This window comes from Aedoeadaptatus ivorii (genome assembly GCF_030815095.1).
Taxonomy (GTDB): Bacteria; Bacillota; Clostridia; order Tissierellales; family Peptoniphilaceae; genus Aedoeadaptatus; species Aedoeadaptatus ivorii.
The window spans coordinates 29,893-55,586 of record NZ_JAUSWF010000003.1 but is presented as its reverse complement, the minus strand read 5'-3'; the positions used below and the strand labels follow the sequence as shown (position 1 = coordinate 55,586).

Sequence of the window (25,694 nt, the reverse complement as noted above, 5' to 3'; positions counted from 1 at the left end):
CGATGATCCAATCCAGTTTGCTGATACGCGGCATTCTCGCCGTACTCAAGACGTTGGAAAACTGGTACGAAGACAGCGCTTTGCACCGTTTTTTTGCGGCGATCGGGCGGTTTTTCAGCCGGAGCGCAAAGGGAAGCGTCGCCCTGTATGCGGCAGAACACGCCGAGGCGGTCGTAGAGCGATCGATTGCCTTCGCGGTGCTCCGCGGCATCGTGCGCGTCCTAAACACCGTGATCGTCTGGCTGCGCATGCGCCTTCGCGGGGCGGGGGAAGGCGCAAAAGTGTTTTCCTATGTGGCGGATTTTAAGAGCCCCCGCACGGCGCTTTCGACCTTCGGACCCCTGTCCGCCGGTTTCGGACTCGCGCTGACGGTGATCGCCATGATGTTTGCGCGGCCGATGGCGCTGATCGGGATCGGGTTTTTGGCATTGGGCCTGTTTTCCCTCTTCTTTTCCGAGAAAACCGACGAGAAGGCAGATACCGCGATCTCTTTGCGCATTCTGAAAAAGATCGCCGCGCTGTTTGTGCACGATGAGGAGGCGGAAGCATGGCAGAAAAAATAAGACACAATCCGCTGCTCCTCTTTGCCTTGGGCTTCTTGCTGGGGGGCGTGGGGCTGTATTTGAAGATTCCCTATGCGACGGTTCTGTTTTTGGGGCTCGTCGCCCTCGCGGTGTTCTTCGAAAGTCCCTATGTAAGCGTCCTCTGCGGCGTCTTCGGCTATATATTCCTGCCGGATATTTTGACCCTGCTCCTCTTATACGGCACCTTCGGCCTGTATGTATTCCGTCGCTTCTTTCGACCGTCGACGCCCTTTGTGGCAGCCGGGCACGAGGCGATCGCCTATGTGTATTTTCTCTTTATGATTATACAGACCGTAACCTCGCTGCTCTTGTTCGGCTCCCTACGAGACCTCGCCATTCATACCGGGGGCATGTTTCTTATGATCCTCGTCATCAACGAGGCGACGGAGGCAGAATCTTTACACAAGCTCTTTAGCGCCGTTACCGTGGCGGCGACCCTGCTCGCATTGATCGGGATCGCCCAATACGTGATCGGCGTCGACATACAGGCGGAGTGGGTAGACACCAGCTCCAATGCGGAGATTCGGGCGCGGGCGTATTCGCTCTTCGGAAACCCCAATATCTTCGCCGAGTATCTGGTGATGGTGATGCCCCTTACGGTGGCGACGTTTTGGACCACGAAACGGGACGGCGTGCGGCTACTCTTTGTGGCGATGTTTCTCGTACAGCTCGCGGCGCTCTTTATGACCATGTCCCGCGGCGGTTGGGTCGGCCTCGCCTTTGCGGCGCTGGTATTTGTGTGGATCGTGCGAAAAGAACTTTTGCTGCTTGCGATTCCCCTCTCGGGAATCGGGATGTTTTTTATACCGGAGACCTTCGTATCGCGGTTTTTGACGATTTTTAACTTCCGGGACTCTTCCACTTCCTATCGCTTTAAGATCTGGGAGATCACCGAAGAATTGATCCGCGACCACTTTTTGGTGGGGGTGGGACTCGGGCATCAGCCCTTTAAGCTGATTTTCGAGCAGTATATCCGCACCATGCCGATCTTTCACGCTCACAACTCGTATATCGAGATCTTTGCCGAACTGGGCGTGGTGGGATTTGTGCTGTTTCTCCTCTTTATGGGGAGCATCTTCGTAAATCTGATTCGGTATCCGCTCCGGAGCGAAGATCCCTATATCCGCATTTTCGGAGCGGCACTCACCGCTTCCTTCTGCGGTATGTTGCTCCACGGCATGTTTGAAAATATTTTCTATATGACGAAGATTACGACGACGTTTTGGCTTCTCTTGGCGTTTACCTATTGCCTGGTCAGGATCTGTAAACAGAGGCGTGCTTCGGCGCATAGCGAGAAAAGGATGATTTCCCATGGGGAACAAAGTTTTATTTAGCGGCTATTACGGCTTCGACAACAGCGGCGACGACGCGATTTTGCATGCCATTGTGGAAGATATCCGCAGGATCGATCCCGCCGTCTATATAAACGTGCTCTCCTACGACCCGCCCCGCACGCGCTTTCTCTACGGGGTATCGGCGACGCAGCGGTTTCACTTCGCCTCGGTCAAAAAGGCGATCCAAGAGACGGATCTTTTGATCAGCGGCGGGGGGTCTCTGTTGCAAGATGAAACCTCTTCCCGCTCTTTGTACTACTACTTAGGCGTTATGGCGCTGGCGCAGCGCATGAAAAAGAAGATCTACGTCTACGCCAATGGGGTAGGGCCCATCCACGGCAATCTGAACCGCAAACTTACGGCAAAGATCTTAAACCGTACGGATCTCATCACCCTGCGAGACGAGGACTCCGCGCGGGTGCTTGAAGAGATCGGCGTGGTGCATCCGCCGATCCGCGTAACAGCGGATCCCGTATACGGACTGAAGGGGATCGACGGCCAACGGGCGCGGGATCTCCTGCGCTACGAGCGGATTCCCGCCGAAAAGCGCTATCTCGGCGTCGCCGTGCGCAAATGGAACAAGGCGCCGGCGCTCGCGAGAAAACTCGCCTATGTCCTCGACCGCGTACAAGAGGAGCTGGGCCTTTCGGTGCTCTTTATTCCGCTCCACTACCCGGAGGACAAGCATTTTGCCGACGGCGTGCGCAATTATATGGTGCATAAAGAAAACGCCTATGTCGTAAACGGCAACTACGGCGTCGAAGAGATCCAGGCCCTGGTGGGCTTATGTACGGAACTCGTCGCCATGCGGCTGCACGCGTTGATCTACGGCGTGACCGCCAATATTCCCATGGTGGGCATCGTCTACGATCCCAAGGTGCGCTCGCAGCTGGAGGCGCTCGCCATCGGCGAATATGTGGAGGCCGAAGGGTTGGACGAGCGAAAGCTCTTAAACGATATTATATTTTCGTACAGGAATCGGGATCTGTTGCGGCGTAGGCTAAAGAGAAAACACGAAACGCTGTTGGATAAGAGCAGGAGGAATGTCGATTATGTCTTCGATCTCTTGGAAACAAAGAGATAAAATACGCATCTTCAACACCGTCGTCGACGACATTCGAAACGAAGAGCGCGTGGAAATTCTGGCGGAGATGCTCGAGGAGGACCGCTTTCACCGGATCTTTACGCCCAATACGGAAATCGTGATGGCGTGCCGAAAAGACCCCGTCTTTGCCGAGGCGATGAACGATTCCGATCTAATCGTCGCCGACGGCATCGGCCTGGTCATCGGCTCGAAGATGCGCGGGTATCCCTTATCGGAACGCGTGACGGGTTACGATCTTTCCATCGACCTTTTGGATTTGGCGCAGCGGACGGGAAAGAAGGTCTTTTTTCTCGGCGGAAGAGAAGGAATCGCCGAAACGGCGAGAAAGAACGTACAAGACCGCTGGGGCGATATCGTAGCGGGCGTACACCACGGGTATTTTCAGGGCAAGCACAACTGCGGCGTAGAGACCGAAGAAGAACGAGAGATTCTTCGAGAGATCGACAACAGCGGCGCCGAGATTTTATTTGTCGGCCTGGGATTTCCCAAACAGGAGAGCTTTATCCTGGAAAACCAGGACGCGCTTTCGAAGGTGCGCATCGCCATCGGTAACGGCGGCGTCCTCGACGTGCTCGCCGGCGAAGCCAAGCGTGCACCGGCGTGGTTTATACGATACAATCTAGAGTGGTTGTATCGTCTGATGAAGAATCCGTCCCGATTGTCCAGACAGCTGGCGATCCCGGCGTTTTTGTGGCGGATCCGACGAGACAAAGACGCCGTAGCCCGCGTAGCATCCGAAAAAGGAGGAAACGATGCAGAATAAATATAAAGAAGCGATTAATACATTAAGAGCCCTCTCCATCGACCAGGTGGATACGGCAAATTCCGGACATCCCGGACTTCCCCTGGGCGCAGCCCCCATGGCGTGGTCTCTGTGGGCGCATGAGATGGACTTTTGGCCTGAAGACCGAAGCTGGCCGAATAGAGACCGCTTTATCCTGAGTGCGGGCCACGGCAGCGCGCTGTTGTATTCGCTGCTCCACCTATTCGGATACCCCACGACGGCAGACGATCTAAGGGGGTTTCGGACGCTCCACTCCAAGACGCCGGGACACCCGGAATACGGGCATACAGAAGGCGTAGAGACCACCACGGGTCCCTTGGGCGCGGGCATTTCTACGGCGGTGGGCTTTGCCATGGCGGAAAGCCGTCTAGCGGCTCAATTCAATAAGCCGGGCTACGATCTCATCGATCACCATACCTATGTGCTCGCCGGCGACGGCGATTTAATGGAAGGTATCAGCAACGAGGCGTCCTCTTTGGCGGGTACTTTGGAGCTGGGCAAGCTGATCGTGCTCTACGACTCCAACAATATCACCATCGAAGGCGATACGGATTTGTCCTTTAAGGAAGACGTGGCGGGGCGCTACCGTTCTTTGGGTTGGCATGTACTTACCGTCGAAGACGGCGAAGACATCCGCGCCATTGTGGGCGCGATCGATGCCGCCAAACAGGAAAAGATCAAGCCCAGTCTGATCGAAATCAAGACGAAAATCGGCTTCGGCTCCCCGCTGGAAGGTTCGGCACAATGCCACGGATCCCCCTTGGGCGCCGACGACAACGAAGCGACCAAGAAAAAGCTCGGTTACGGGGAGGCGGAATTTGTCGTCTCCGCCGCCGTAAAAGAGCAGGTGGCGGAGATCCTCGCCGAAAAGGAAAAGAATTACCGCGCCTGGAAGGAACTGGAGGCGGGGTATCGGGAAAACTTCCCCGCGGAATACGAAGCATTTGTCGCGGGATTTGACGCCGAGAAAAAAGACCTTTCCTTTATGGACGAAGACGAATACTGGCAGCCGGTCGAAAAGGATATGGCGACCCGGGCGAGCTCCCACGTATATCTGCAAAAGGTCGCCCGCGGCATGGGCAATCTCTTCGGCGGCAGTGCCGACCTCGCGCCTTCCAATAAGAGCGATATGAAAGAAGAAGGACAGTATTCCGTCGACAATCGCGCCGGCGGCAATGTAAACTTCGGCGTGCGCGAACACGCCATGGCCGCCATCGTTAACGGCATCTATCTCCACGGGGGCTTCCGCTCCTACGGGGCGACATTCCTCGTGTTTTCCGACTATATGAAGCCGCAGCTGCGCCTTGCGGCCTTGATGCATTTGCCGGTGACCTTCCTCTTCACCCACGACAGCATCGGCGTCGGGGAAGACGGCCCCACGCACCAGCCCATCGAACACCTTACGATGCTCCGGAGCATTCCCAATATGATCGCCTATCGCCCGGCGGATTCCACCGAGGTGGCGGCGGCATGGTATGTGGCCATGCACTCCAAGGAAACCCCGGTGGCCCTGGCACTTACACGCCAGGGTGTACCCGAGCTGGAGGGCACTTCGAAAGAGGCCTTAAAGGGCGGCTATGTGGTGAAAAAAGAATCGGGATCCCTAGACCTGATTCTGATCGCATCGGGAAGCGAACTCGCGCCGGCGGTATCGGTGGCCGAGAAGCTCGCCGAAGAAGGTTGCGGCGTGCGCGTCGTCAGTATGCCTTCGCAAGAGCTTTTTGAGGCCCAATCGGCGGAATACCGGCAAAGCGTCCTGCCCGAAGAGGCGAATGCCCGCGTTTCGGTGGAAGCCGGCTCGCGCATGAGCTGGTATCGCTATGTGGGTAGAGACGGCCTCGCCATCGGCATCGACGAATTCGGCGCCTCCGGCAAGGCGGATGCGGTATTCGACCTGTTCGGATTGACCGAAGAAAAGATCTATGCCGCCGTGCGCCAGTATCTCGACGGCAGAAAATAAGTATATCGAACAGCTTGAATATGTCTTTTTCCTTCTCTATAATAAAATGGTGTAAGGACTTTATGGAAACATATATCGAAAGGACATATCTATGAAAAAAATGGCAGCCCTCGGCGCTACGGCGCTTTTGGCTTTCACCCTGGCGGCATGTGGAAACGGCGCCACCTACAAGGACGGCACCTATACGGGAGAAGCGCCCGGCTACGACCCCGAAAACCCCATAAAGGTCGAAGTGACCGTCGCCGACGGCAAGCTCTCCGATATTCAGATCTTAAACCACGGCGAATCTGTGGATAAGATTCCCCAGGCACAAGATGCGTTGGACACCTTACCCGGCGCCATCGTCAAAAAGGGATCTACCGATATCGACGGCGTCTCCGGCGCCACCAAGACCTCGGGCGGCATCAAGTCGGCGGTCGACGCGGCCCTTTCGGAAGCAAAATAAGCAGGCATATAAAAAGCGGATGCACGGCATCCGCTTTTTTGTATGCAATGATAAAATTACAGCATTTCTTCCAAAATCTCGATCGCCGCGCTCATACAGCCGGGACAGATGCGCTGAATGCTTCCGTCCGCCATTGCCGCTTCCAGGGCGACGTCTTGAGAGAGGTCGTGGCCCAACAAGTCGCGGCAGACCGTGGCGCCGCAGCGATCGGCAAAGCGACGCTCGAATTCCAGCTGCTTTTTTGCTTGAAAGGCATCGTCCTTTGTTCCGAAGGCGAGGCCCAATACCAGCGTGCCGCCGGCGATGCAGCCGCAGGTATCGCCTTGAAAGCGGCCGCTCCCGAAGGGGGAGGCGATACGCAGGGCCGTCTCGCGGTCGAGTCCGTAGGTTTCGGAGAAGCGGCCCAGTACGATTTGGGCGCAGTTTTTGCCTTTTTGCAATTCGGATTCAACGTAAGGATGCATGGGATACTCCTTTCATGGAAATGACATTCTTGAAGTAACGGGGGGAGGGGGATTCGTCGACGCCCAAAAATACCGAAAGAAAGTTTACGATATGTTCGAGGCCGTACCCTTGAAACGCGATGGCGCAGCTGGCGCAGTAGGTCCAGATCTCTTCGACTTCGCGATTCCGAGCGATAAAATTCTCCCGCACCGCGTTGGCCACGGCCGCATTGCGCTTTGCCGCGCCGCCGCCCAATCCGCAGCAGTGGAGGGATTCGTAGGGAAAGCGCGGCGCCGTCAGATAGGGTTCGATCGCCGCATAGAAGTCCCTGTGCTCCCGATCGCCGCAGGGGATATAGACGGGCAGACCTTCGCGGCCAATGGGCGTTAAAAGCCCTTCTTCGTCGAGATAGCGATAAATCGAGATCACCTCGATTTCCGAGCGGCCTTGTAAGGTATTATAGCAGTTCGGGCAGCAACAGATAAGCCGTTCGATCCCCCGGTCGCGGAGATTTTGAAACATGGAATCTGTAGAAAGCGGATAGCCGGTATCGGCGATGGGTTTTCTGCAGCAGTCGACGGAAAAATCCACGCCCCGTTCGGCACAGATCTCCACGAGTTTGCGCACTGTCATCGGAAATACGCCGGGATAATTGCAACCCAGAAAGAGGAGATCTTTTGTATTGTTCTTCTGCAGATTTCGGAAGAGATAGGGATCTTTTTGAAAGCGCACCAGCCGATGGGGCAGGGGAGATGCCTTACGAAATTCCATCGAAATCTCCCGGCCCGAGATATCCTTGGGGCAGGCGCGCTTACAGTTGTCGCAGAGATAACATTCCCCCGCCAGCTCCTCGCGTCCTGCAAATTCCGATAAATCGATCTCGTAATGGGACAGGAAAGGACATAGTTTTGTGCAGCGCTTGCAGTGAATGCATTCGCGCTTTGCGTACTCGATCATTATGATTGCCTCCTGTAGATTCGGTTGAGTTCTTTGGCAGACGCGCCGCGGCGGAAGGCGCGCTGCAGTTTCTGCATCAGAAAAATCGTGGGCCAAATGCCGTTTCGTTCGAACATGCGCGCATCGGTATGGATTTTTTGAGAAAGCAGATGGGGTTTGTGGCCCGCCGCTTTCAGGCGCATGGAGATGTCATAGTCTTCCATTAAGGGGATGGGTCGAAAACCGCCGATGGCCGTATACAGCGAGCGCTTGATAAACATGCCCTGGTCGCCGAAGACGATGCGGCGAAAGCGCACCCGTTGATCCGATTGGAACGCGACGACCTTCATCATCGGGCGATTGCTTAAAAAAGCGAGGCGAAAGCAGCCCCAGTCCGCACCGGAAGATGCGATCGCCTCTGGGCTGTCCGGATGGGGAATGGAGTCGGCGTGGAGAAACCACAGGTACTCGCCGTGCACCTCCTCAGCGGCCGCCTTCAGCTGCGCGCCGCGGCCCTTCGCTTTTTGAATCTTCGGCAGTCGAATTTTTTCATAGCTGCCGTCGGTGCTGAAGCCGTCGGAAAAGAGGATCTCCTTTTCGCCCGCGAGCGCCTCTAAGCGCGCCTGAAAGGCATCGATACGCGTCAGCTCGTTATACACGGGAATGACGATCGAGATCATGATTCGCCTCGTCTCTTCTGGTAGAGTTTTAAGAGGACGAGAGAGGCGGCGGTCAAAAGCAGCATAAAGAGCATGGCACGCAGAAATTCCGGCGACGTCGGGTCGTGGATCGATTCGCCCAAATAGATAAAGGCGAAGATGCCCGGCGTGATGCCGATCAGACTAAAGAAAAGATACGGGAGAAAGGCGATCTCCAAGATGCCCGCCATATAGTTGATCAGATTGTATGAGATCAAAGGGATCAGCCGAAAGATAAAAAACACCGTTTGGCTCTTACCGCCGGGGCTGAAGAAAACCTTCTTGACCTTCTCGGAGCTCTTTCTCTCGACGATGTCGAGAATCGGCTCGCGGGCGAGCTTTGCGGCGAGAAAGTACATCAGCGTAATGTTTAAGCAGCAACCGATCAGTGTGTAGACGACGCCGTGAGCGAGGCCGAACAGATAGCCCGCCGGCATCACCAGTAGCGGCACCGGGAACAAAAACACCGGCAGCACCGCCCACAGCGTCACGTAGATCACCGGCGCCCACACGCCGCCTTGTCGGAGCATGGCGGATATGCGTTCTTCGGTAAAATAATCGCGGAATAGGAAAAAAGCCCCGCCGACGATAAGTGCGATCAGGGCCAGTTTTCCTATGGATTTAAGCGTCTTGTTTTCCGTGCTTTTCATTATAGATCCTTTTAATGACATAGATGGCGATGGAGGCCGCAAACAGAATCAAAAGACCGGTCATCAACTTTTGTGCGCCGCCGGTCAGCGATCCGCCCACATAGGAGTATACGATGGTGGCGGGAAGCTGTCCGAGCCCCGTGGCGATAAAGAAGTGCACAAAGGACATAGAGGTCAGGCCGGCGGCGTAGCTCACTAGGTCGAAGGACATGAAGGGCAATAGGCGCGCGATCAAGATGGCGAATTTGCCATAGTCTTCGAAGAATTTATCGACGGTCTCCAGCATGCCGCTGCCGGTAAAGCGTTCCGCCACGTCGCGACCCAGGATGCGGGAGATATAAAAGCACATGGCGGCCCCGGCCATCGAGGAGGTCCAGGACAAAATGGCGCCGTTTACCCAGCCGAAGATGGCGGAGTTTGCCAAGGTGATAAAAAAGGCGGGGATCGGCGAAATCAGCGATTGCAAGATCATCAAGAGGAAAGATACGATGACGGCATAGACGCCGAAGCTGCGAATATAGGCGGCAATGCCTTCAATGCCCTCGGTGGTGAGGACTTTCACTGCGCGGTTGATGCCCGCGTTTACGGAGGGAATCAAGAGATAGGCGAGCAGGCAGGCGAGAATTACGCCCACGGTGATTAGTTTTTTACTCGGTTTTTTCATTTCATCTCCTTAGGAATGGGTTCGAGGACGTGATAAAAGGGCATCATCGTCTGAGGGGGGAGGATCGATCCCTCGAGAGCGCCGGGATCCGTGGCGATGCGAAGCGCGCGTCCATCGCCTGTAATAAAAGTACGTACGTCGCCTTGGCGCTGTTCGCGAATGACGGGGGCGCCGGTATATTCCCGCACCAGATCATAGATGTCGTCGATGTCGCGAATCGTATCGACCACGCCCACAGTGGCATCCTGCCGTCGCGCTTTTTTTACGGTATTGTCGAATACGTCGGACCGGCTATAGGCGATGCCGGAAAAGAGGTCGATGTATTTGCGCATGCCGATGATGCCGTAGCCTCCGTCTTCCGAAGGGGCGAGGACGCAGTCGTGGGTCTTGAGGGCATCAAAGGCGGCGTCGAGCAAGGAGGCGTCGATACCGATCAGATCCGAACCCAAGAGGATGGCAGGTCCGTCTTGTGTCTCCTGTTTGAGTGCAGCGCCCATACGCGTCCCGAGGTCCGTACCCGTTTGCGGTGTGCTTCGATGGGCCACCTCCGGCGCGGGCCCGTCGTAATAGAGGACGAGTTCGGCAGGATAGGCGGCGAGGACGTTTAAGATGTCGTCGTATAAGACGCGACTGATCGCACACGCCGCCTCGTCGCTAATGTCCCTGCGCAATCGCTTTTTGCCACAGCCCAGGGCGGGGGTGCGGGCAAAAAATATAATGGTTTTTTTCATAAATGCGCTCATAAAAAAAGCCTTGTCGCTTCCGACATGGCAATTTTTTTACTTCAAGTTGAAGCCGTCGTATTCTTTGGTACCTTCGATCGCGTTGATGGCTTCGTGGTTCTTTTCCACGAGCTTTTCTGCGATTTCGTAGGAGCGGTTACCGGTGTTGCAGAATACTGCGAAAGGTTTGTCCGTCGGGAGTTCTGCATATTTCGCGTCGAATTCGTCGGGAGTCACATTGATTGCGCCTTCGAAGGTAGATTTTTCGAAGTCCTTGGCGTCGCGCGCGTCGATGACGGTGTACTTATCGGAGTCGACCAGCTTTTGGAATTCGGCACCGCGTACGTTTTCTACTTTGCTCATGGTGGTGTATTCAAAGTCCTTTACGCCTTGTGCGTTGTGGACTTTGGTGAAGCCCTTTTCTACGAGCATCTTGGCGGCTTCTCCGCTCTTCTTGCCGGAGTTGCAGATAGTGACGATGTCGCTGTCTTTCATATCTTCGAGTTCGGAGATATGGCTTTCAAATTCGTCGATGGGCATGTTGATGGCGTGTTTTACGTGGCCTTCGTTGTATTCGTCTTCACTGCGTACGTCGATGACGAGATACTTGTCTTTTTCTTTGGCGTCTTCTTCGATCTTGTCGAGTTCTTCGCCCTTCATTTCCTTGACTTCGGCGGTTTCGGTAGCTCCATCGGCCTTGTCGCCTTCTGCTGCGGTGTTGACAGCTTGGTTGGTGGTTGCCGTGTTGTTAGCGGTGTTGGCGGCGTTGTTTGCCGGTGCGTTGCCTTGGCCGCAAGCGGTGAGGCCCATGGCGAGTACCAGGGCGAGGGCAGCTACATTGATTTTCTTATTCATAAGTATTTCCTCCTTAGAAATCTTTACACTTACAATATTGTAACAGATCTAAATAGAAAAAGATCGAAAAATCGAATATCTGTCATCGAAAATTCCTATATAGAAACACAAACTTGCGATCCCCATCTATATCTTACTCAGAACGGATGGCATCCAGCGCTGAAAGATTCATGGCGCGCTTGGCGGGGAAGTAGCCGGCGAGTACGCCGACCAGGGTAGAGAATCCCAGGCCGACGAGGACCAGCCAAAAGGGAATGCGGGAGAAGGTGATCGTCTCGGTGGCGCCTTGGGATGCGGCGAATTGGTTGCCCAGAGCGTTAAATATAAGGCTCAGCAATAGGCTGGTGAGGACGCCGAAGACGCCGCCGATCAGCCCGATCATCCCCGCTTCGACCAAAAAGAGCTTTTGGATGTCGCGAATGGAGGCACCGATGACTTTCATTACGCCGATTTCGCGGGTGCGCTCGTAGATGGACATAATCATGGTATTGGCGATCCCGATGGCCGCGACGATAAAGGAGATGGAGCCGATGCCGGCGAAAATGCCGTTGACCACCGCCATGCTCTGGTTTAGATCCTTAATGATCTCGATCATGCCCTGGGGCTTATACCCCAGCTGTTTGATTTCGTTGGATACGCTTTCGGCGTTTTTCATATCGTCGATCCGCACCCGCAGATTATCGAAATTGGTCTTGGAGGGCTTTTCCATCGCCAGCTTGCTCATGAGTTCGCTATACCCCTCGATGGTCATAAAAATGCCCATGTCGTAGTCCATCTTTTTGGTTTCTTCGAGGACGCCGACGACTTTGTAGTTGGCGACGGGCGTGCCGGGCAGGGCTTCGCCGCCCATACTCGAAGGATCCATGGCGGCGATTTCCAACTCTTTTCCCGCCGCGTCGAAGGGAGGCGGCAATTCGATGGGCTTGCCCTCTTCGTCGAACTCCGGTTCTTGGATCTTGTCGGGGTTATAGAATTGTCGTGCGGCGTCCTTGCCGAAGAGGATTTGTCCCTTGCCGTCGCCGGAGAATTTGGAGCCGGTATCGATCTTCCAGCCGTAGAGCTCCATGGTCTTTTTATCGAGGGCGGTAATTTGCCCGAAGTCGTTCTGGAATTTCTTGTACTGCATCTTGAAGGAATTCTGGTATACGGGGCTGACGTCCGTGACGTGGGAGATCTTCTCCAGTTCTTTGATCGATGCCGCGGTCAAGCGCTTGGCACCGCCGGTGCTCTCTTCGCCGGGCAGGACGTCGATATTCTTCACGTCGCCGAATCCTTCGATCATGCGGCGGTTGTTGTCCTCCATGCCGTAGCCGAAGCTCATCATAATAATAATGGATACGCAGCCGATCACCACGCCTAATAAGGTGAGGCCGGTGCGAAGCTTTCTCGCCAGGAGGTTTTTCTTCGCCATGGATAAGAGGTCGCGGAGGCTCATTATATGCTCAGATCCCCTTCATCGTCGTTTTTGGATTTGCGCTTTTTGACGACATAGACCCCGACCCCGCCGGCGATGGCGGCGACGGCGAGGAGCGCTGCAGGCACCGCCCAGGCGGGGCGGTCATCTTGGCCGTTCGCTTCGTCGTCTTCTGCCGCCGAATCGGGTCCCTGTACGTTTACGGTGAAGGGCTTTACGATCTCCTGCTTTTGGCCGGACGCGTCGTCGAAGGTGAGGACGATCTCGCCCTTTTGTTCGCCTTCTGCGGTGGGGGTGATGTTGACGTCGTAGGTTTCGCTCGCGCCGGCGGCTACGGTGCCGGCAAAATAGGTATTGGTGTCCGCCTCGAAATTGCCGCGCATTTTCACCATCACATTGGACACGGGAGATTTGCCCGTATTGTAAAATTCCATGGAAAGGGGCATCGCTTCGTCGACAAATCCGTCCTTGTCGACGGTTACATCGCCCGGGGTGATTTCAGAACTCTGCTCGACCGGAATCCCGATCACCTCGGAGGAGGTGTAGGGATTGCCGTCGCCGTCTTCGTACTCAAAGGTGGCGGTGATGGTGTAGGTGCGCGCCGCCGTATTGGGCGCGGTGGTGAGGGTGATTTCCTTGGCGGCGTGTTTTCTCGGCGAAATCTTTTCGATATGGAAGGTATTGCTGCTGCCGACGGGGATAAAGGCGCTGCCGCCGCCGGCTGCCTCGACCGGTGGCGTCTGGGCCGCCGCGGCCGCACCGCCCTCCGCACCGGGCAGGGACATGGGCTCTGCCGCATCGGCGGAAAGGGATACGCGAATATTGCGTACGGTCTTTTTGCGATTTGTGTTGAATACCCGGAAGTGGAGGGAGAAGGGCACGCCCGCCTTGACGTGAACGGGGTCATAGGAATAATCGTCGATAATGATCTTTGGCGTATTGGCGCCGGTGGGTGCCTGTCCCTGGGGCGTATCGCCCGTTCCCGTGACGGGAAGCGACGGACCCAAATCGGCGCCCGAGAAGTCGGGCATGGCGCCGCCGCCTCCGCCGGAGAAGGAGGGGACGGAGGGCACGTCTCCGGGCATCTCCATTCCGCCGCCGGGTGCCGCGCCGGGGGCGCTACCGCCATTGGCAGAGGATGCGCCGCCGTCGGGACGCAAGGTGATGACTTGGCTGCTTTCGTGCACCTCATTGGTGTTAATGTCGACATAGGCGAGGGAGAGCTTTACCGCATAGTTTTTCTGCGGCGCATCGGCGTTTAGGCGGAACGAGAAGGAATAACTTTCTTTTTGTCCCGGCTCGTAGTGCTTCGCATTCACCTGGCTTACGGATTTCGGGACGAGATGTTCGAGATCCTGTGAGATCGCCCGGATGACGATATTTTTTGCGGCGCCGTTTCCGCTGTTTTTGATCGAAAAATTGACGGGGATGTCTTTGTTTTTGGGAACGGATTCCGGCCAGCGGACATCGGTAAAGTCGAGGATCGAAATCGGTGCGTGGCTTTCGGATTCCACCTTCGGCGGCGGAATTTCTCCCGTCGTCTCCGATGCAAAGGCGACGGGAGGTATTGTCTGCGTAAACACTATGGCCGAAGCCAGCGCCAGTATGTATCGTTTTTTCATAATTGCTCCTCTTGGTTGACCAAATGTTCCGGCAACAGATCCAACTCTTTCGCCTTTTCCATTACCGATTGGGTTTCATCTCGTACGATGCGGCCGTCTCTCAGTTCCACCACGCGATTGGCATAGACCGCTGTCTCCAAGTCGTGGGTGACGATAATCAGAGTCTGCTTGTGCTCCCGCGCCAGATCCCGCATCATCTCCATGATCTCCATCGACGTCTTTGTATCCAGATTGCCCGTGGGCTCGTCGGCAAAGAGAATCGGCGGGGTATCCACAAAGGCGCGGGCGATGGAAACCCTCTGTTGCTGCCCGCCGCTCATCTCCTTGGGCTTGTGGTGAATGCGATCGCCCAGCCCCACCCGTTCGAGGATGGCGATTGCCTTTTCTTCCCGCTCCTTTTTAGGAACGCCCTTAAAGATCAGTCCCAGGCTGACGTTTTCTACGGCGGTCAAGGTGGGAATAAGATTGTAGGCCTGAAATACAAAGCCTATATTTAGTTGGCGAAACCGCGTCAGTTTTTCTTCGGAGAGCTTTTCCATATGTATTTTGGAATTGATCACGATTTCGCCTTTGGACGGGCGGTCGAGTCCGGCCATCATATTGAGAAGGGTCGACTTTCCGCTGCCGGATGTGCCCAACAGACACAGAATCTCTTCGCGCTCGATGTCCAAATCTACGCCGCGGAGTGCGTAGACTTTTTCCGTTCCCATATGGTAGACTCGATATAAATTTCGAATTTTAATAAAGGGTTCCAAAGCATCACATCCTCCGCGCCATTATATCACAGGCAACGGTTGCCTTCGAGCCCTTCTCGGTTGTTAAAGAGATCTTAACAATTGTAAGAAAATGTAACAAAACAGAAGGGAATCTATGGGAATGGAAAAAAAACCCGAGAGAATTTACAGCCGCCCCGATCTACAACGAAAAAAACGGCGGTGCTTCCCGGAAGTGGTCTTCGGGGAAGGAAAGGAAATCGCACATCTGCGGGAGGTCGTGCAAAAAATATATGCGGAAGAAAAAGAAGTACTGATCACGCGCTTAAGCGCCGATCGCTTTTCGGCCTTACACGATATGGGCATCGCACTCGACTACGATCCCGTCTCGCGTACGGCGATGGCCGGGGGAAAGCGCGATGTCGTAGGGGAAGTGGCGGTGATTACGGCAGGCACGGCCGATGTCGCCGTGGCGGAGGAATGTATGCGCATCCTCGCCTACTTCGGGATCGGCGCAAAATCCTATTACGACGTCGGCGTGGCGGGGATTCACCGTTTGTTCGACGTACTCGAGGCGATCCGCGCCGCCGACTGCGCCGTCGTCTGTGCCGGCATGGACGGGGCGCTTCCCTCCGTTACGGCGGGATTGGTCGACATTCCCGTGATCGCGGTGCCTACCTCGGTGGGCTACGGCGCTTCCTTTCAGGGCATGGCGGCACTCCTTAGCATGTTAAACAGTTGCGCCGAAGGAATCGCCGCGGTCAATATCGACAATGGCTTCGGCGCGGCCTATATGGCGGCCCAGATCGTAAAAGCGATCTATGAAAAGCGCAAATAGTCCGACTCCGACAAAAATGCATGGAGGGGCAGATCATGGGGATCGGCGGGCAGCGCGTCCGTCAGCTGCTCCGAAAAGCCGATGCCCAGCCGAAAACCGCCATGGCTTTGAAAAAAGCGATCATAGTAGCCGCCGCCGTACCCCAGGCGATGCCCTTCGCGGTCGAAGGCGAGGCCCGGCGTCAAGATAAGGTCCGCTGCATCGCGCAATCGCGCCGATGCGAGAACCGGCGGTAAGGCGTAGATGCCCATGGCGTCCTTCTCCAATTCGCAGGCATCGTAGATTTCGGTCATTTGCATGGTGTGATTGGCGGCATCGGTGTAGGGGATATAGACTTTCTTTTCCTTTAATAGGGCGGGGATCCACGAAAGGGTCTCCACTTCGGTGCCAAAAGAGACGAACAAGAAAATGCGTTCGGCGTTCCGATACCGTTTCAAGGCGCAGAGCCGATTAAAAATGGTTTCGGAACGCCGTTTGCGTTCGTTTTCGGGAATGTTCTTACGAATTTCTTTGAATGTATTACGAAAATATGTCTTTTTCATTGCAATTGCCTCCCGCGCTTTCATATCTTTGTAACTTATACTATAATAAATTAGATCTTGTATGGAATGAGGTGTACCGTTGATCACGTTTCGAAATGTCTATAAGGAGTACAAAAACGGCGTACAGGCCTTAATGGACATCAATTTAGAAATCCCCTACGGTGAATTCGTCTTTTTCGTCGGCCCTTCGGGCGCCGGCAAGAGCACGCTGATTAAGCTGCTCATCTGCGAAGAAGACGTCACGCGGGGAAAGATCTATATAAACAACAGAGACATCACGAATCTCGCTCCATGGTATATACCCAAATTGCGGCGGCAGGTGGGCGTGGTCTTCCAGGACTTTCGCCTTTTGCCGAAAAAGACCGCCTATGAAAATGTGGCTTATGCCCTAGAGATCGTAGGAGAAAGCGGACGGACGATTAAAAAGCGGGTGCCCGAAGTATTGGAACTCGTAGGTCTCTCCGATAAGCGCAACAGCTACCCGCGGGAGCTTTCCGGCGGGGAAGGGCAGCGCCTTGCGATTGCGCGCGCTATCGTCAACAAGCCGCCGGTCCTCGTCTGCGACGAGCCCACCGGGAATCTGGACTTTCAGACGGCGATGACCGTAATGCAGACGCTGCAGCGGATCAACGAAGACGGCGCCACGGTGATTATGGCGACACACGCCAGAAACATCGTAAATCACCTGCGACGGCGCGTGATCACCCTCGAAAACGGACGCATTATCAGCGACGTGAATGTAGGAGGTTACGATGCGATTTATTAGGCAACTGTTGAACAATGTCAAGGAAGCCTTTCAAAGCATCTTTCGCAACAAGGGCATGAGCCTGTTGTCGGTGATCTCCATTACCGCGGTGTTGGTCCTGTTCGGCGTGGTGGCGCTTTTGATCCTGAATATGACGGGCCTCGTCAATGAAACGGAGAAAAAGGTCGACAAAGTCGTGGTCTACTTAAATACCAACGCCACGGAAGAGGATGTGCAAAACATCGTCGCCCAGGCGGAATCCACCGGATACGTTCGCGATATCGAGTACGTATCGAAGGAAGAGGCGTGGAAGAAGTTTTCCAAGAATATGGAATTGGAAAACGACTCGTATTTCCTCGACGGCATGGAAGAAAACCCGCTGCCGGCGTCGCTCACTCTTCGGATCAGCGACATCAAAGAGGCAAAGGCCGTCTCGGCCAGCCTACAGGATATGCCCGGTGTATACCAGGTTGATTACTTAAACGAGCTGATCGGAAAGATCGTGCAGATGAACGATTGGGTCCGCGTCGTCGGATTTGTGATCGTCGGCATTTTGCTCGTCGTCGCCATCGTATTGATCCACAATACGGTAAAGTCGACGCTTTCGATCCGCAGCCACGAGATTCAGATTATGAAATATATCGGTGCCAGCAACGGATATATCCGCCGGCCTCTCCTTTTGGAAGGACTGATTTTCGGCGTGATCGCCGGCGCCATCGCCCTGGCGGTGGTCTACTTCGGCTACGATGCGTTGTACGGCCTGTTTAACGATAAATTAAATGTTTTGTTGGGTATGCGACTGATCCCCCCGAAGCTGATGATTCGGGATATGGGCATCATTTTCGCTTGTATTGGCGTGGGCATTGGGCTCTTGGGCAGTTCCATTTCCCTAAAGCGCTATTTGGACGTATAGGAACGAATGAGGAGGATGAATTTGGACGCGAATCACAGAAAGAAGCTTTCAGCGACTCTGGCACTCTTGCTCTTGGCATCGGAACCGGCTTTTGCCGCCGGTCTGGAAGCACAAAAGTCGGAAGCCATTCAGCAAAAAAATGCCATCCAATCGGAAATGTCCGATGCTCGCTCGAAGATTCAATCGACCCGAGGCGCTGTCAGCAGTGTAGAAGCCGAGATTCGCGCCATCGACGCCCGCATCAGTCAGGCCAATGTGGAATTGGACCGACTCAACGGCGAGATGGCACAACTCAAGGCCGAGATTCAAAAGACGAAGGAAGAGCTCGAAGCCGCCAAACAAGAATTGGCAGAGAAAAAAGAGTTCTACGCAAAACGGCTCCGCGCCATGTATATCGCCAACGATCGAGGATACTTAGATATTTTGCTGGACTCCGCCGATGCGGAATCGCTGATCGGCAATGCGCGCATGATCCGTTCCATCGCGAAGAGCGACCGCGAACTGGTCGATGAAATCACCGCTAAGGTCCAGGAAATCGAAGAAAAGCAGGCTATTCTGGCACAACAGGAACAAGAACTCGCCGCAAAACAGCAGCAAGTGCAACAACAACGTGCCAGCCTCGAAAGTGCGAATGCGCAAAAGACTACTTATATGAACGGCCTGATCGGAAACCTCTCCGCCTACGAAGCACAGTACGACCAAATGCTGCGCGAATCCGATGCCATTGAATCGAAGATCGCCAATCTGGAGTATTCGATCCAAAAGGCGAGAGAAGAAGAAGCGGCCCGCGTAGCGCGGCAAAACGCTGCGAAAGAAGCGGCGAAGGCGGAGCGCCAAAAGGCAAAGAACCAACAGAACGCGACGGCACAAAGTGAGCAAACGGCACAAAGTGAGCAGACGCCTTCTGCTTCCGTAGAAGCCGAAGCGCCCGTACGCAGCGAATCCGTTGCGACTACAGGATCGAAAACCGAAGCCGAGACGGTTCGTACGCCGGCGCCGGTGAAAAAGACCTACACGCCCCGGCCCGTCGCCCCGGCGGAAGACGCGGTCGTATCCAACGGCATCGTCGCCGAACCCGAAGCGCCGAAGGGCGATCTGTACTGGCCCGTACCGGGACATCACCGCGTCAGCTCGCCGTTCGGCTATCGGACCCACCCGATTCTCGGGTATAAAAAGATGCACACCGGCATCGATATCCCCGCGCCTTCCGGCACCCCGGTGGTGAGCGCGGCATCCGGCACCGTCATCGCCTCCCGCTTTATGAGCGGCTACGGCAACTGCGTGATGGTGGACCACGGCTCCAAAGTGACCGTCTACGCCCACCTCTCCTCCCGTGCCGTCCATGTCGGACAGACCGTATCCGGCGGCGAAACCATCGCCTATGTGGGCAGCACCGGCATGAGCACCGGTCCCCACCTGCACTTCGAAGTGCGCGTCGGCGGCGTGGTCCGCGATCCCCTTAACTATCTATAAATAACGAGTTGAATCGATAAGGAACCTTCGCGCGGAGGTTCCTTATTTCCATAGGAGCAAAAATGAAGAAGAGAACTGTCATCCTGTTTGTCCTGTTGCTGGCGGTGAGCAATATCGCCACCGCTTTCGCCTCCGTTCAGTTCGTCACGGGCGATGTAAAAGAAGTGATGACCACGCGGGCGCTGGAGCGTTTTTTGAAAAAAAACTACCTCCGGGCCAAGGAGATTTCCGACGAAGACTTCGAAATCGGACGCCGAAAGGGAACCGTAGAGGCGCTGAACGATCCGTATAGCGAGTATTTTACCGAAGAAGAATACAACAGTTTCGTCGAAGCGACCACCGGCGAATTCTTCGGCATCGGCGTACAAATCGGCGCCGACGCCAATTCCAAGATGATCACTGTCATCGCTCCCATCAAGGGCTCCCCGGCAGAAGCCGCGGGCATCCAGTCGGGAGATAAAATCGTATCGGTCAACGGCATCGACTATACGGCGGAGGACTTGGAAGAGGCGGTAAAGCACATCAAGGGGGATAAGGGCACCACGGTAAAACTGGGCATCCTCCCCAAAGACGGTGGTGAGCTCAAAGAAGTCGAGGTGAAGCGCGACGAGATCCGCATGGAATCGGTGATCACCGCCGATTTGGGCGACATCGCCTATATCGGACTCACCCAATTCGAAGACGACACCCTGGCGGATTTTGAAGCCGCGCTGAATCGGGCGAAGACAGACGGAAAGAAGGGACTGATTCTCGACCTTCGGGGCAATCCGGGCGGCATATTGGAAGCAGCCGTGGGCGTTAGCGATCTGCTCTTGGGAGAGGGCGACATCGTAAGCGCCAAGGACAACCGGGGAAAAGAAGTCTTTCACTACGCCTCCGACGCCGACAGATGGGAAAAGCCCCTGGCGGTGCTCGCAAACGGCGGCAGTGCTTCCGCATCGGAGATCGTATCGGGTGCGATCAAGGACCACAAGGCGGGGACGTTGGTCGGCGAGAAGACCTTCGGCAAGGGGGTCGTGCAGTCCCTATTGCCCTTGCCGGGCGGGGGCGGCCTCAAGCTGACCACGAGTGAATATTTTACGCCTTCGGGGGTAAATATACAGGACAAGGGAATCGAACCGGACGTAAAAGTCGCGTTGCCGAAAGAGGTGACCGGCATCGGTCCGGAATATAAAGAGCAAGATACGCAATTACAAAAGGCGATAGAAATCATAGAAAAAAGCGATCGTTAAGATCGCTTTTTTGAACGCAGGAGGTCGCAATGGATTTTAAAATACATTCGAAGTACCGGCCTACGGGCGACCAGCCGGAGGCGATCGACGCATTGGCGAAGGGTCTCGACGAGAATATGAAACACCAGACCCTCTTGGGGGTAACGGGAAGCGGGAAGACCTTTACGATGGCAAATGTGATCGAAAAGGTGCAAAAGCCCACGCTGGTCATTGCCCACAACAAAACCCTCGCCTACCAGCTGGCATCGGAATTTCGGGAATTTTTTCCCGAAAACGCCGTCGAATACTTTGTCAGCTACTACGACTATTACCAACCCGAGGCCTATGTGCCGGGCACCGATACCTTTATCGCAAAAGACGCCAGCATCAACGACGAGATCGACAAGCTCCGCCACTCCGCCACCATGGCGTTGTTCGAGCGCAAGGACGTTATTATCGTCGCTTCGGTCAGCTGTATCTACGGCTTGGGAGACCCCATCGACTACAAGAATCTGGTGGTCAGCCTGCGGCCCGGCATGGTTTGGGACCGCAACGAGCTGATGAGCAAGCTCGTCGACATCCAATACGTCAGAAACGACATCGACTTTAGCCGCGGCACCTTCCGCGCACGGGGCGATGTGCTCGAGATCTTCCCCGCGGGGAGTGCCGAAAAGACGATTCGGGTCGAGTTTTTCGGCGACGAGATCGACCGCATTGCCGAGATCGACGCCGTAACCGGCCATGTGGAGAGCTATCGAAATCACGTGTCGATTTTTCCGGCGTCGCACTTTGCCACTCGACCGGAAAAGGTACAGCGGGCGGTACAGACCATTCGCGAGGAATTAGAGGAGCGCCTCTATGTCCTGCGCGATCAGGAAAAGTTGCTCGAGGCGCAGCGCCTGGAGCAGCGCACCAATTACGACATCGAGATGCTGGAGGAGATGGGATTCTGCTCCGGCATCGAAAACTATACCCGCCACTTGAGCGGCAGAGAAGCGGGCAGCCGTCCCTATACCTTGATCGACTACTTCCCTGACGATTTTCTTACTATCATCGACGAATCCCACGCCACGGTGCCACAAATCCGCGGCATGTTCAACGGCGACAGGGCACGCAAAGAGACCCTGGTGGAGTACGGGTTCCGCCTGCCCTCCGCCCTGGACAACCGGCCCCTGCGCTTCGAGGAGTTCGAGGCGCTTCAGAATCAGGTGATCTATGTCTCTGCCACTCCCGGTCCCTACGAAGAGGAGCACGAAGAGCAGCGGGTGGAACAGATCATCCGCCCCACGGGCCTAGTGGATCCCGCCATCGAAGTCGTGCCGACGAAAAACCAAATCGACCACCTTACCGATCAGATCTACAAGCGGATCGAAAAGGGCATGCGGGTTTTGGTGACGACGCTCACCAAGCGGATGGCGGAGGATCTGTCCGCCTATTTTAAGGAGATCGGGCTGAAGGTCGCCTATCTCCACTCCGATGTGAAGACTATCGAGCGCATGGAAATCATCCGCGATCTGCGTCTGGGCGTCTACGACGTGCTGGTCGGCATCAACCTCCTGCGGGAAGGTTTGGACATTCCCGAGGTGGGCTTGGTGGCGATTTTGGATGCGGACAAAGAGGGCTTCCTCCGCTCCGACACCTCCTTGATTCAGACGGCAGGGCGGGCCGCGCGAAATGTCGACGGCCACGTTATTATGTATGCCGATACGATCACCGGCTCTATGCAGCGGACCATCGATGAGACAGAGCGGCGGCGGGGCATTCAGATGGCGTATAATAAAGCCCATCACATTACCCCCAAATCCGTCGAAAAGGGCATACGCGATATTATCGAAAACACCGTGGCGGCCGAAGAAACCGTCGCCTTTGAAGAGGAATTCAGCGCCGAAGAAGTCGAAGTCATGTTGAAAAACCTCGAGACGGAAATGTTTAAGGCGGCGGAATCTTTGGATTTCGAGCGGGCGGCGGATATTCGCGATCAGATACGTTCGCTACAAGCACAGTATTTGGGAAAGGAAACGAATGAATAAAACCCTGGAACAAGCCATTCATATACACGGCGCGCGCCAACACAATTTGAAGAATCTCGACGTTCGGATTCCGAGAAACAAAATGACCGTCATTACGGGTCTATCGGGATCGGGGAAGAGCTCCCTCGCCTTCGATACCATTTATGCCGAAGGACAGCGTCGCTATGTGGAGAGCCTTTCGTCCTATGCCCGCCAGTTTTTGGGGCAGATGGACAAGCCCGATGTGGAATTTATAGAGGGCATGAGCCCGGCCATCGCCATCGACCAGAAAACCACCTCCCGAAACCCGCGTTCTACCGTGGGGACGGTCACCGAAATCTACGACTATATCCGCTTGCTTTACGCTCGCGTGGCGAAGCCGTACTGCCCGATCTGTGGCAAAAAGATCGAGGCGTATGCGGAGGACCAAATCGTAGACCGCATTATGGAAATGGAAGAGGGGAGCCGCTTTCAGCTCCTCGCTCCCGTCATTCGGCAGAAGAAGGGGCAGCACAAAAAGGTGCTGGAGCGCATCCGAAAAGAAGGATTTCTGCGCGTATTGATCGACGACGAAATGCACGAGGCCGACGAAGAGATCGAGCTCGAGAAAAACAAAATCCACGATATTTTGGTGGTCGTAGACCGAATCATCGTCCGCGAGGGCATCGAGAGCCGCCTCGCCGACAGCATAGAGACGGCGCTCGAAGTATCGGGTTCTACGGTGATCGTCGACACATTGGACGGCAATTACAAGCTGTATTCCACCGACTACACCTGTCCCGACCACGACATCGCCATTGAACCGGCGACGCCGCGCTCCTTTTCCTTTAATACGCCCATGGGCGCCTGCCCCGTCTGCAACGGATTGGGCAGCAGCCGCCGGGCGGATCCGGATTTTGTGATCCCCAACAAGGATCTTTCCATCGACGAAGGTGCGATTTCCGCCTATTCCACCACCGACGGCACCTACTATAAGGAAATCATCAATCAACTGGCGAAGCGCTATGATTTTTCGACCAAGGCGCCGATCAAAGAAGCGCCGAAAGCGTTCCTCGACGAGCTGTTATACGGCACAAAAAAACCGCTGAACTTTACATTCGATTCGTACTTTAGCGGAAAGAAGAAGTATTCCGGCCACTTTGAGGGCATTCTCGCCAATCTGGACCGCCGCTATCGCGAGAGCCACAGCGACAGCGCCATGGAGCGGATCGAACCCTTCCTCTCGGACATTCCCTGCCCCGAATGTCACGGCGCGCGGCTCAAGATGGAATCTTTGGTCTTTAAGCTCGGCGGCAAAAACATCTACGAGGCGACGCTTCTTCCGGTGTCGGATGCCATCGACTTTTTCGACAATCTGGAGTTTTCTGAAACGGAAAAGAAGATCGCGGATCAGGTGCTCAAAGAAATTCGGGAGCGGCTGTCCTTTTTGATTCAGGTGGGGCTGGGATATTTGACGCTCGCGCGGATGGCGGGAACGCTGTCCGGCGGCGAATCGCAGCGAATCCGGCTTGCCACCCAAATCGGCTCCGCCCTGGTGGGGGTAACCTATGTCTTAGACGAACCGTCCATCGGCTTGCACCAGAAGGACAATGCCATGTTGCTGCGTTCCCTGCGCAATCTGACGGATATCGGCAATACCCTGATCGTCGTCGAACACGACGAGGACACCATGCGCGAAGCCGACGAAATCTTGGACATCGGGCCCGGCGCCGGGGTGCACGGCGGATATATCGTCGCCCAGGGCAATGTCGAAGAGATTATGCAGGTGGAAGATTCCATCACCGGGCAGTATCTTTCGGGCAGAAAGAAGATTCCCGTGCCGCCTTCCCGCCGGCCCTATACCGATGAGCGCATCCGCATTTACGGCGCGGCGGAGAACAATCTAAAGGGGATCGATGTGGAATTTCCCCTGGGGCAGTTTATCTGCGTCACCGGGGTATCCGGCTCGGGCAAGAGTTCGCTCGTCAACGAGATCCTAAAAAAGGTCGTCGCCCAACAGGTGAACAAGAGCAAGGTGCGTCCCGGCAAATACAAGAAGGTGGAAGGGCTCGAATACGTGGACAAAATCGTCTCCATCGACCAGAGCCCCATCGGCAGGACGCCCCGCTCCAACCCGGCGACCTATACCGGCGTATTCGATCATATTCGCGACGTCTTCGCCTCGACCAACGAGGCCAAGGTGCGCGGCTACGAGAAGGGCCGCTTTTCCTTTAATGTAAAGGGCGGTCGCTGCGAGGCGTGTAAGGGCGACGGGATTCTCAAGGTAGAGATGCACTTTCTGCCCGACGTATACGTGCCCTGCGAAGTCTGCGGCGGAAAGCGATACAATCGGGAGACGCTGCAGGTGCGCTTTAAGGGCAAAAACATCGCCGATATTCTCGATATGACCGTAGAGGAGGCGGTGGATTTCTTCGCCAACCATCCGCGCATTCTAAGAAAGATCGAGACACTTCGCGATGTGGGGCTCGGATACATCACCCTGGGCCAGCCCTCCACCCAGCTTTCGGGTGGGGAGGCGCAGCGGATCAAGCTCGCCACCGAACTCTCGAAGCGGGGCACCGGCAGAACCCTCTATATCCTCGACGAACCCACGACGGGTTTGCATACCGAGGACATCCGCAAGCTCGTAGACGTCCTGTCGCGCCTTGCGGACAAGGGCAATACCGTGGTGGTGATCGAGCACAATCTCGACGTCATCAAAGTCGCAGACCACATTATCGACCTGGGTCCCGACGGCGGAGACGGGGGCGGGCGCATCGTCGCCACGGGTCGTCCCGAGGAGATCGTTCAAGTCAAAGAAAGCTATACGGGACAGTTTTTGAAACCCGTATTGGAATAAAAAATGAGAAACGTCGGAAACGACGTTTCTCATTTTTGTTTGTCCTTTCTTGAGGATTGTAGCGCGGTATAGTATAATCTCAAAAAAGATAAACGGAAGGGAGGCCTTAATCTTGAATACTTTCAGTATAATAGAGAGCAAACGGAAATTTTACCGTCGTTCGGATCGACCGGCGAATTCCGGCTCCAAGAGAC

24 protein-coding genes are annotated in these 25,694 nt (G+C 55.3%); 13 read left to right on the top strand and 11 right to left on the bottom strand.

Annotated elements, in window-relative coordinates; all coding sequences use genetic code 11:
* Positions 1-2: 2 nt before the first annotated feature.
* The 6 genes from QO008_RS02890 (at position 3) to QO008_RS02865 (ending at position 6,212) form a co-directional block, all read left to right on the top strand.
* Complete coding sequence (locus QO008_RS02890) at positions 3-563, top strand: hypothetical protein (RefSeq protein ID WP_307384207.1); 561 nt, start codon at positions 3-5, stop codon at positions 561-563.
* Positions 548-1,918, top strand: a complete 1,371-nt coding sequence (locus QO008_RS02885) for an O-antigen ligase family protein (protein ID WP_307384204.1) — start codon at positions 548-550, stop codon at positions 1,916-1,918. Before QO008_RS02890 ends, QO008_RS02885 begins: the two co-directional genes overlap by 16 nt.
* Complete coding sequence (csaB, locus tag QO008_RS02880; protein ID WP_307384200.1) at positions 1,896-3,002, top strand: polysaccharide pyruvyl transferase CsaB; 1,107 nt, start codon at positions 1,896-1,898, stop codon at positions 3,000-3,002. Before QO008_RS02885 ends, csaB begins: the two co-directional genes overlap by 23 nt.
* Positions 2,971-3,786: a WecB/TagA/CpsF family glycosyltransferase gene (locus tag QO008_RS02875; RefSeq protein ID WP_307384197.1), complete on the top strand. Its 816-nt coding sequence runs from the start codon at positions 2,971-2,973 to the stop codon at positions 3,784-3,786. Before csaB ends, QO008_RS02875 begins: the two co-directional genes overlap by 32 nt.
* Positions 3,776-5,767, top strand: a complete 1,992-nt coding sequence (tkt, locus tag QO008_RS02870) for a transketolase (RefSeq protein ID WP_126465606.1) — start codon at positions 3,776-3,778, stop codon at positions 5,765-5,767. Before QO008_RS02875 ends, tkt begins: the two co-directional genes overlap by 11 nt.
* 91 nt (positions 5,768-5,858) lie before the next feature.
* A complete protein-coding gene (locus tag QO008_RS02865; RefSeq protein WP_307384195.1) occupies positions 5,859-6,212 on the top strand; it encodes an FMN-binding protein in 354 nt (117 codons plus the stop codon).
* A 56-nt stretch (positions 6,213-6,268) separates the two neighbouring features.
* Here the strand turns inward: QO008_RS02865 and QO008_RS02860 are convergent, their stop codons facing one another.
* From QO008_RS02860 to QO008_RS02815, 10 genes are all read right to left on the bottom strand, one after another.
* Positions 6,269-6,676, bottom strand: a complete 408-nt coding sequence (locus QO008_RS02860; RefSeq protein ID WP_126465604.1) for a C-GCAxxG-C-C family protein — start codon at positions 6,674-6,676, stop codon at positions 6,269-6,271.
* Positions 6,660-7,613, bottom strand: coding sequence for a (Fe-S)-binding protein (locus tag QO008_RS02855; RefSeq protein WP_126465603.1), 954 nt, complete (start codon positions 7,611-7,613; stop codon positions 6,660-6,662). The genes QO008_RS02860 and QO008_RS02855 overlap by 17 nt, the downstream gene beginning before the upstream one ends.
* Positions 7,613-8,272: a TIGR04283 family arsenosugar biosynthesis glycosyltransferase gene (locus tag QO008_RS02850; RefSeq protein ID WP_307384188.1), complete on the bottom strand. Its 660-nt coding sequence runs from the start codon at positions 8,270-8,272 to the stop codon at positions 7,613-7,615. Before QO008_RS02850 ends, QO008_RS02855 begins: the two co-directional genes overlap by 1 nt.
* The gene (locus QO008_RS02845) at positions 8,269-8,940 is read right to left on the bottom strand and encodes a TVP38/TMEM64 family protein (RefSeq protein ID WP_164715236.1); all 672 of its coding nucleotides are present in this window, start codon (positions 8,938-8,940) and stop codon (positions 8,269-8,271) included. Before QO008_RS02845 ends, QO008_RS02850 begins: the two co-directional genes overlap by 4 nt.
* On the bottom strand, positions 8,912-9,604 hold the full coding sequence (locus QO008_RS02840) for a TVP38/TMEM64 family protein (protein WP_307384183.1): 693 nt from the start codon (positions 9,602-9,604) through the stop codon (positions 8,912-8,914). Before QO008_RS02840 ends, QO008_RS02845 begins: the two co-directional genes overlap by 29 nt.
* Positions 9,601-10,335, bottom strand: coding sequence for a TIGR04282 family arsenosugar biosynthesis glycosyltransferase (locus QO008_RS02835; protein WP_307384180.1), 735 nt, complete (start codon positions 10,333-10,335; stop codon positions 9,601-9,603). The genes QO008_RS02840 and QO008_RS02835 overlap by 4 nt, the downstream gene beginning before the upstream one ends.
* Before the next feature lie 48 nt (positions 10,336-10,383).
* Positions 10,384-11,181, bottom strand: a complete 798-nt coding sequence (locus tag QO008_RS02830) for a rhodanese-like domain-containing protein (protein ID WP_307384177.1) — start codon at positions 11,179-11,181, stop codon at positions 10,384-10,386.
* Between the two features lie 133 nt (positions 11,182-11,314).
* Complete coding sequence (locus QO008_RS02825) at positions 11,315-12,616, bottom strand: ABC transporter permease (protein ID WP_126465597.1); 1,302 nt, start codon at positions 12,614-12,616, stop codon at positions 11,315-11,317.
* Entirely contained in the window at positions 12,616-14,217 is a 1,602-nt protein-coding gene (locus tag QO008_RS02820) for a COG1361 S-layer family protein (protein WP_307384172.1), read from the bottom strand. The genes QO008_RS02825 and QO008_RS02820 overlap by 1 nt, the downstream gene beginning before the upstream one ends.
* Positions 14,214-14,927 carry an ABC transporter ATP-binding protein gene (locus QO008_RS02815; protein ID WP_307384169.1) on the bottom strand — a complete coding sequence of 238 codons (714 nt, stop codon included), beginning with the start codon at positions 14,925-14,927 and terminating at the stop codon, positions 14,214-14,216. The genes QO008_RS02820 and QO008_RS02815 overlap by 4 nt, the downstream gene beginning before the upstream one ends.
* 160 nt (positions 14,928-15,087) lie before the next feature.
* On the opposite strand from QO008_RS02815, the gene larB reads away from it, so the two are divergent.
* Positions 15,088-15,768: a nickel pincer cofactor biosynthesis protein LarB gene (gene larB / locus QO008_RS02810; RefSeq protein WP_307384166.1), complete on the top strand. Its 681-nt coding sequence runs from the start codon at positions 15,088-15,090 to the stop codon at positions 15,766-15,768.
* On the opposite strand, the gene QO008_RS02805 is transcribed toward larB, so the two are convergent.
* On the bottom strand, positions 15,750-16,310 hold the full coding sequence (locus QO008_RS02805) for a 5-formyltetrahydrofolate cyclo-ligase (protein WP_164715234.1): 561 nt from the start codon (positions 16,308-16,310) through the stop codon (positions 15,750-15,752). The two genes, larB and QO008_RS02805, sit on opposite strands and share 19 nt — an antisense overlap.
* A gap of 79 nt (positions 16,311-16,389) precedes the next feature.
* Here QO008_RS02805 and ftsE point away from each other — a divergent pair, with 79 nt between their 5' ends.
* The 6 genes from ftsE to uvrA all read left to right on the top strand — a co-directional run bounded on the left by ftsE (position 16,390) and on the right by uvrA (position 25,500).
* Entirely contained in the window at positions 16,390-17,076 is a 687-nt protein-coding gene (gene ftsE / locus QO008_RS02800; RefSeq protein ID WP_126465593.1) for a cell division ATP-binding protein FtsE, read from the top strand.
* Complete coding sequence (ftsX, locus tag QO008_RS02795) at positions 17,063-17,968, top strand: permease-like cell division protein FtsX (RefSeq protein ID WP_307384161.1); 906 nt, start codon at positions 17,063-17,065, stop codon at positions 17,966-17,968. The genes ftsE and ftsX overlap by 14 nt, the downstream gene beginning before the upstream one ends.
* A gap of 21 nt (positions 17,969-17,989) precedes the next feature.
* On the top strand, positions 17,990-19,441 hold the full coding sequence (locus QO008_RS02790; RefSeq protein WP_232006453.1) for a M23 family metallopeptidase: 1,452 nt from the start codon (positions 17,990-17,992) through the stop codon (positions 19,439-19,441).
* A 62-nt stretch (positions 19,442-19,503) separates the two neighbouring features.
* Positions 19,504-20,673 carry a S41 family peptidase gene (locus QO008_RS02785; RefSeq protein ID WP_307384158.1) on the top strand — a complete coding sequence of 390 codons (1,170 nt, stop codon included), beginning with the start codon at positions 19,504-19,506 and terminating at the stop codon, positions 20,671-20,673.
* A 29-nt stretch (positions 20,674-20,702) separates the two neighbouring features.
* Positions 20,703-22,682, top strand: coding sequence for an excinuclease ABC subunit UvrB (uvrB, locus tag QO008_RS02780; protein WP_307384155.1), 1,980 nt, complete (start codon positions 20,703-20,705; stop codon positions 22,680-22,682).
* Entirely contained in the window at positions 22,675-25,500 is a 2,826-nt protein-coding gene (uvrA, locus tag QO008_RS02775; RefSeq protein WP_307384152.1) for an excinuclease ABC subunit UvrA, read from the top strand. The genes uvrB and uvrA overlap by 8 nt, the downstream gene beginning before the upstream one ends.
* The last annotated feature ends 194 nt before the right edge of the window (positions 25,501-25,694 follow it).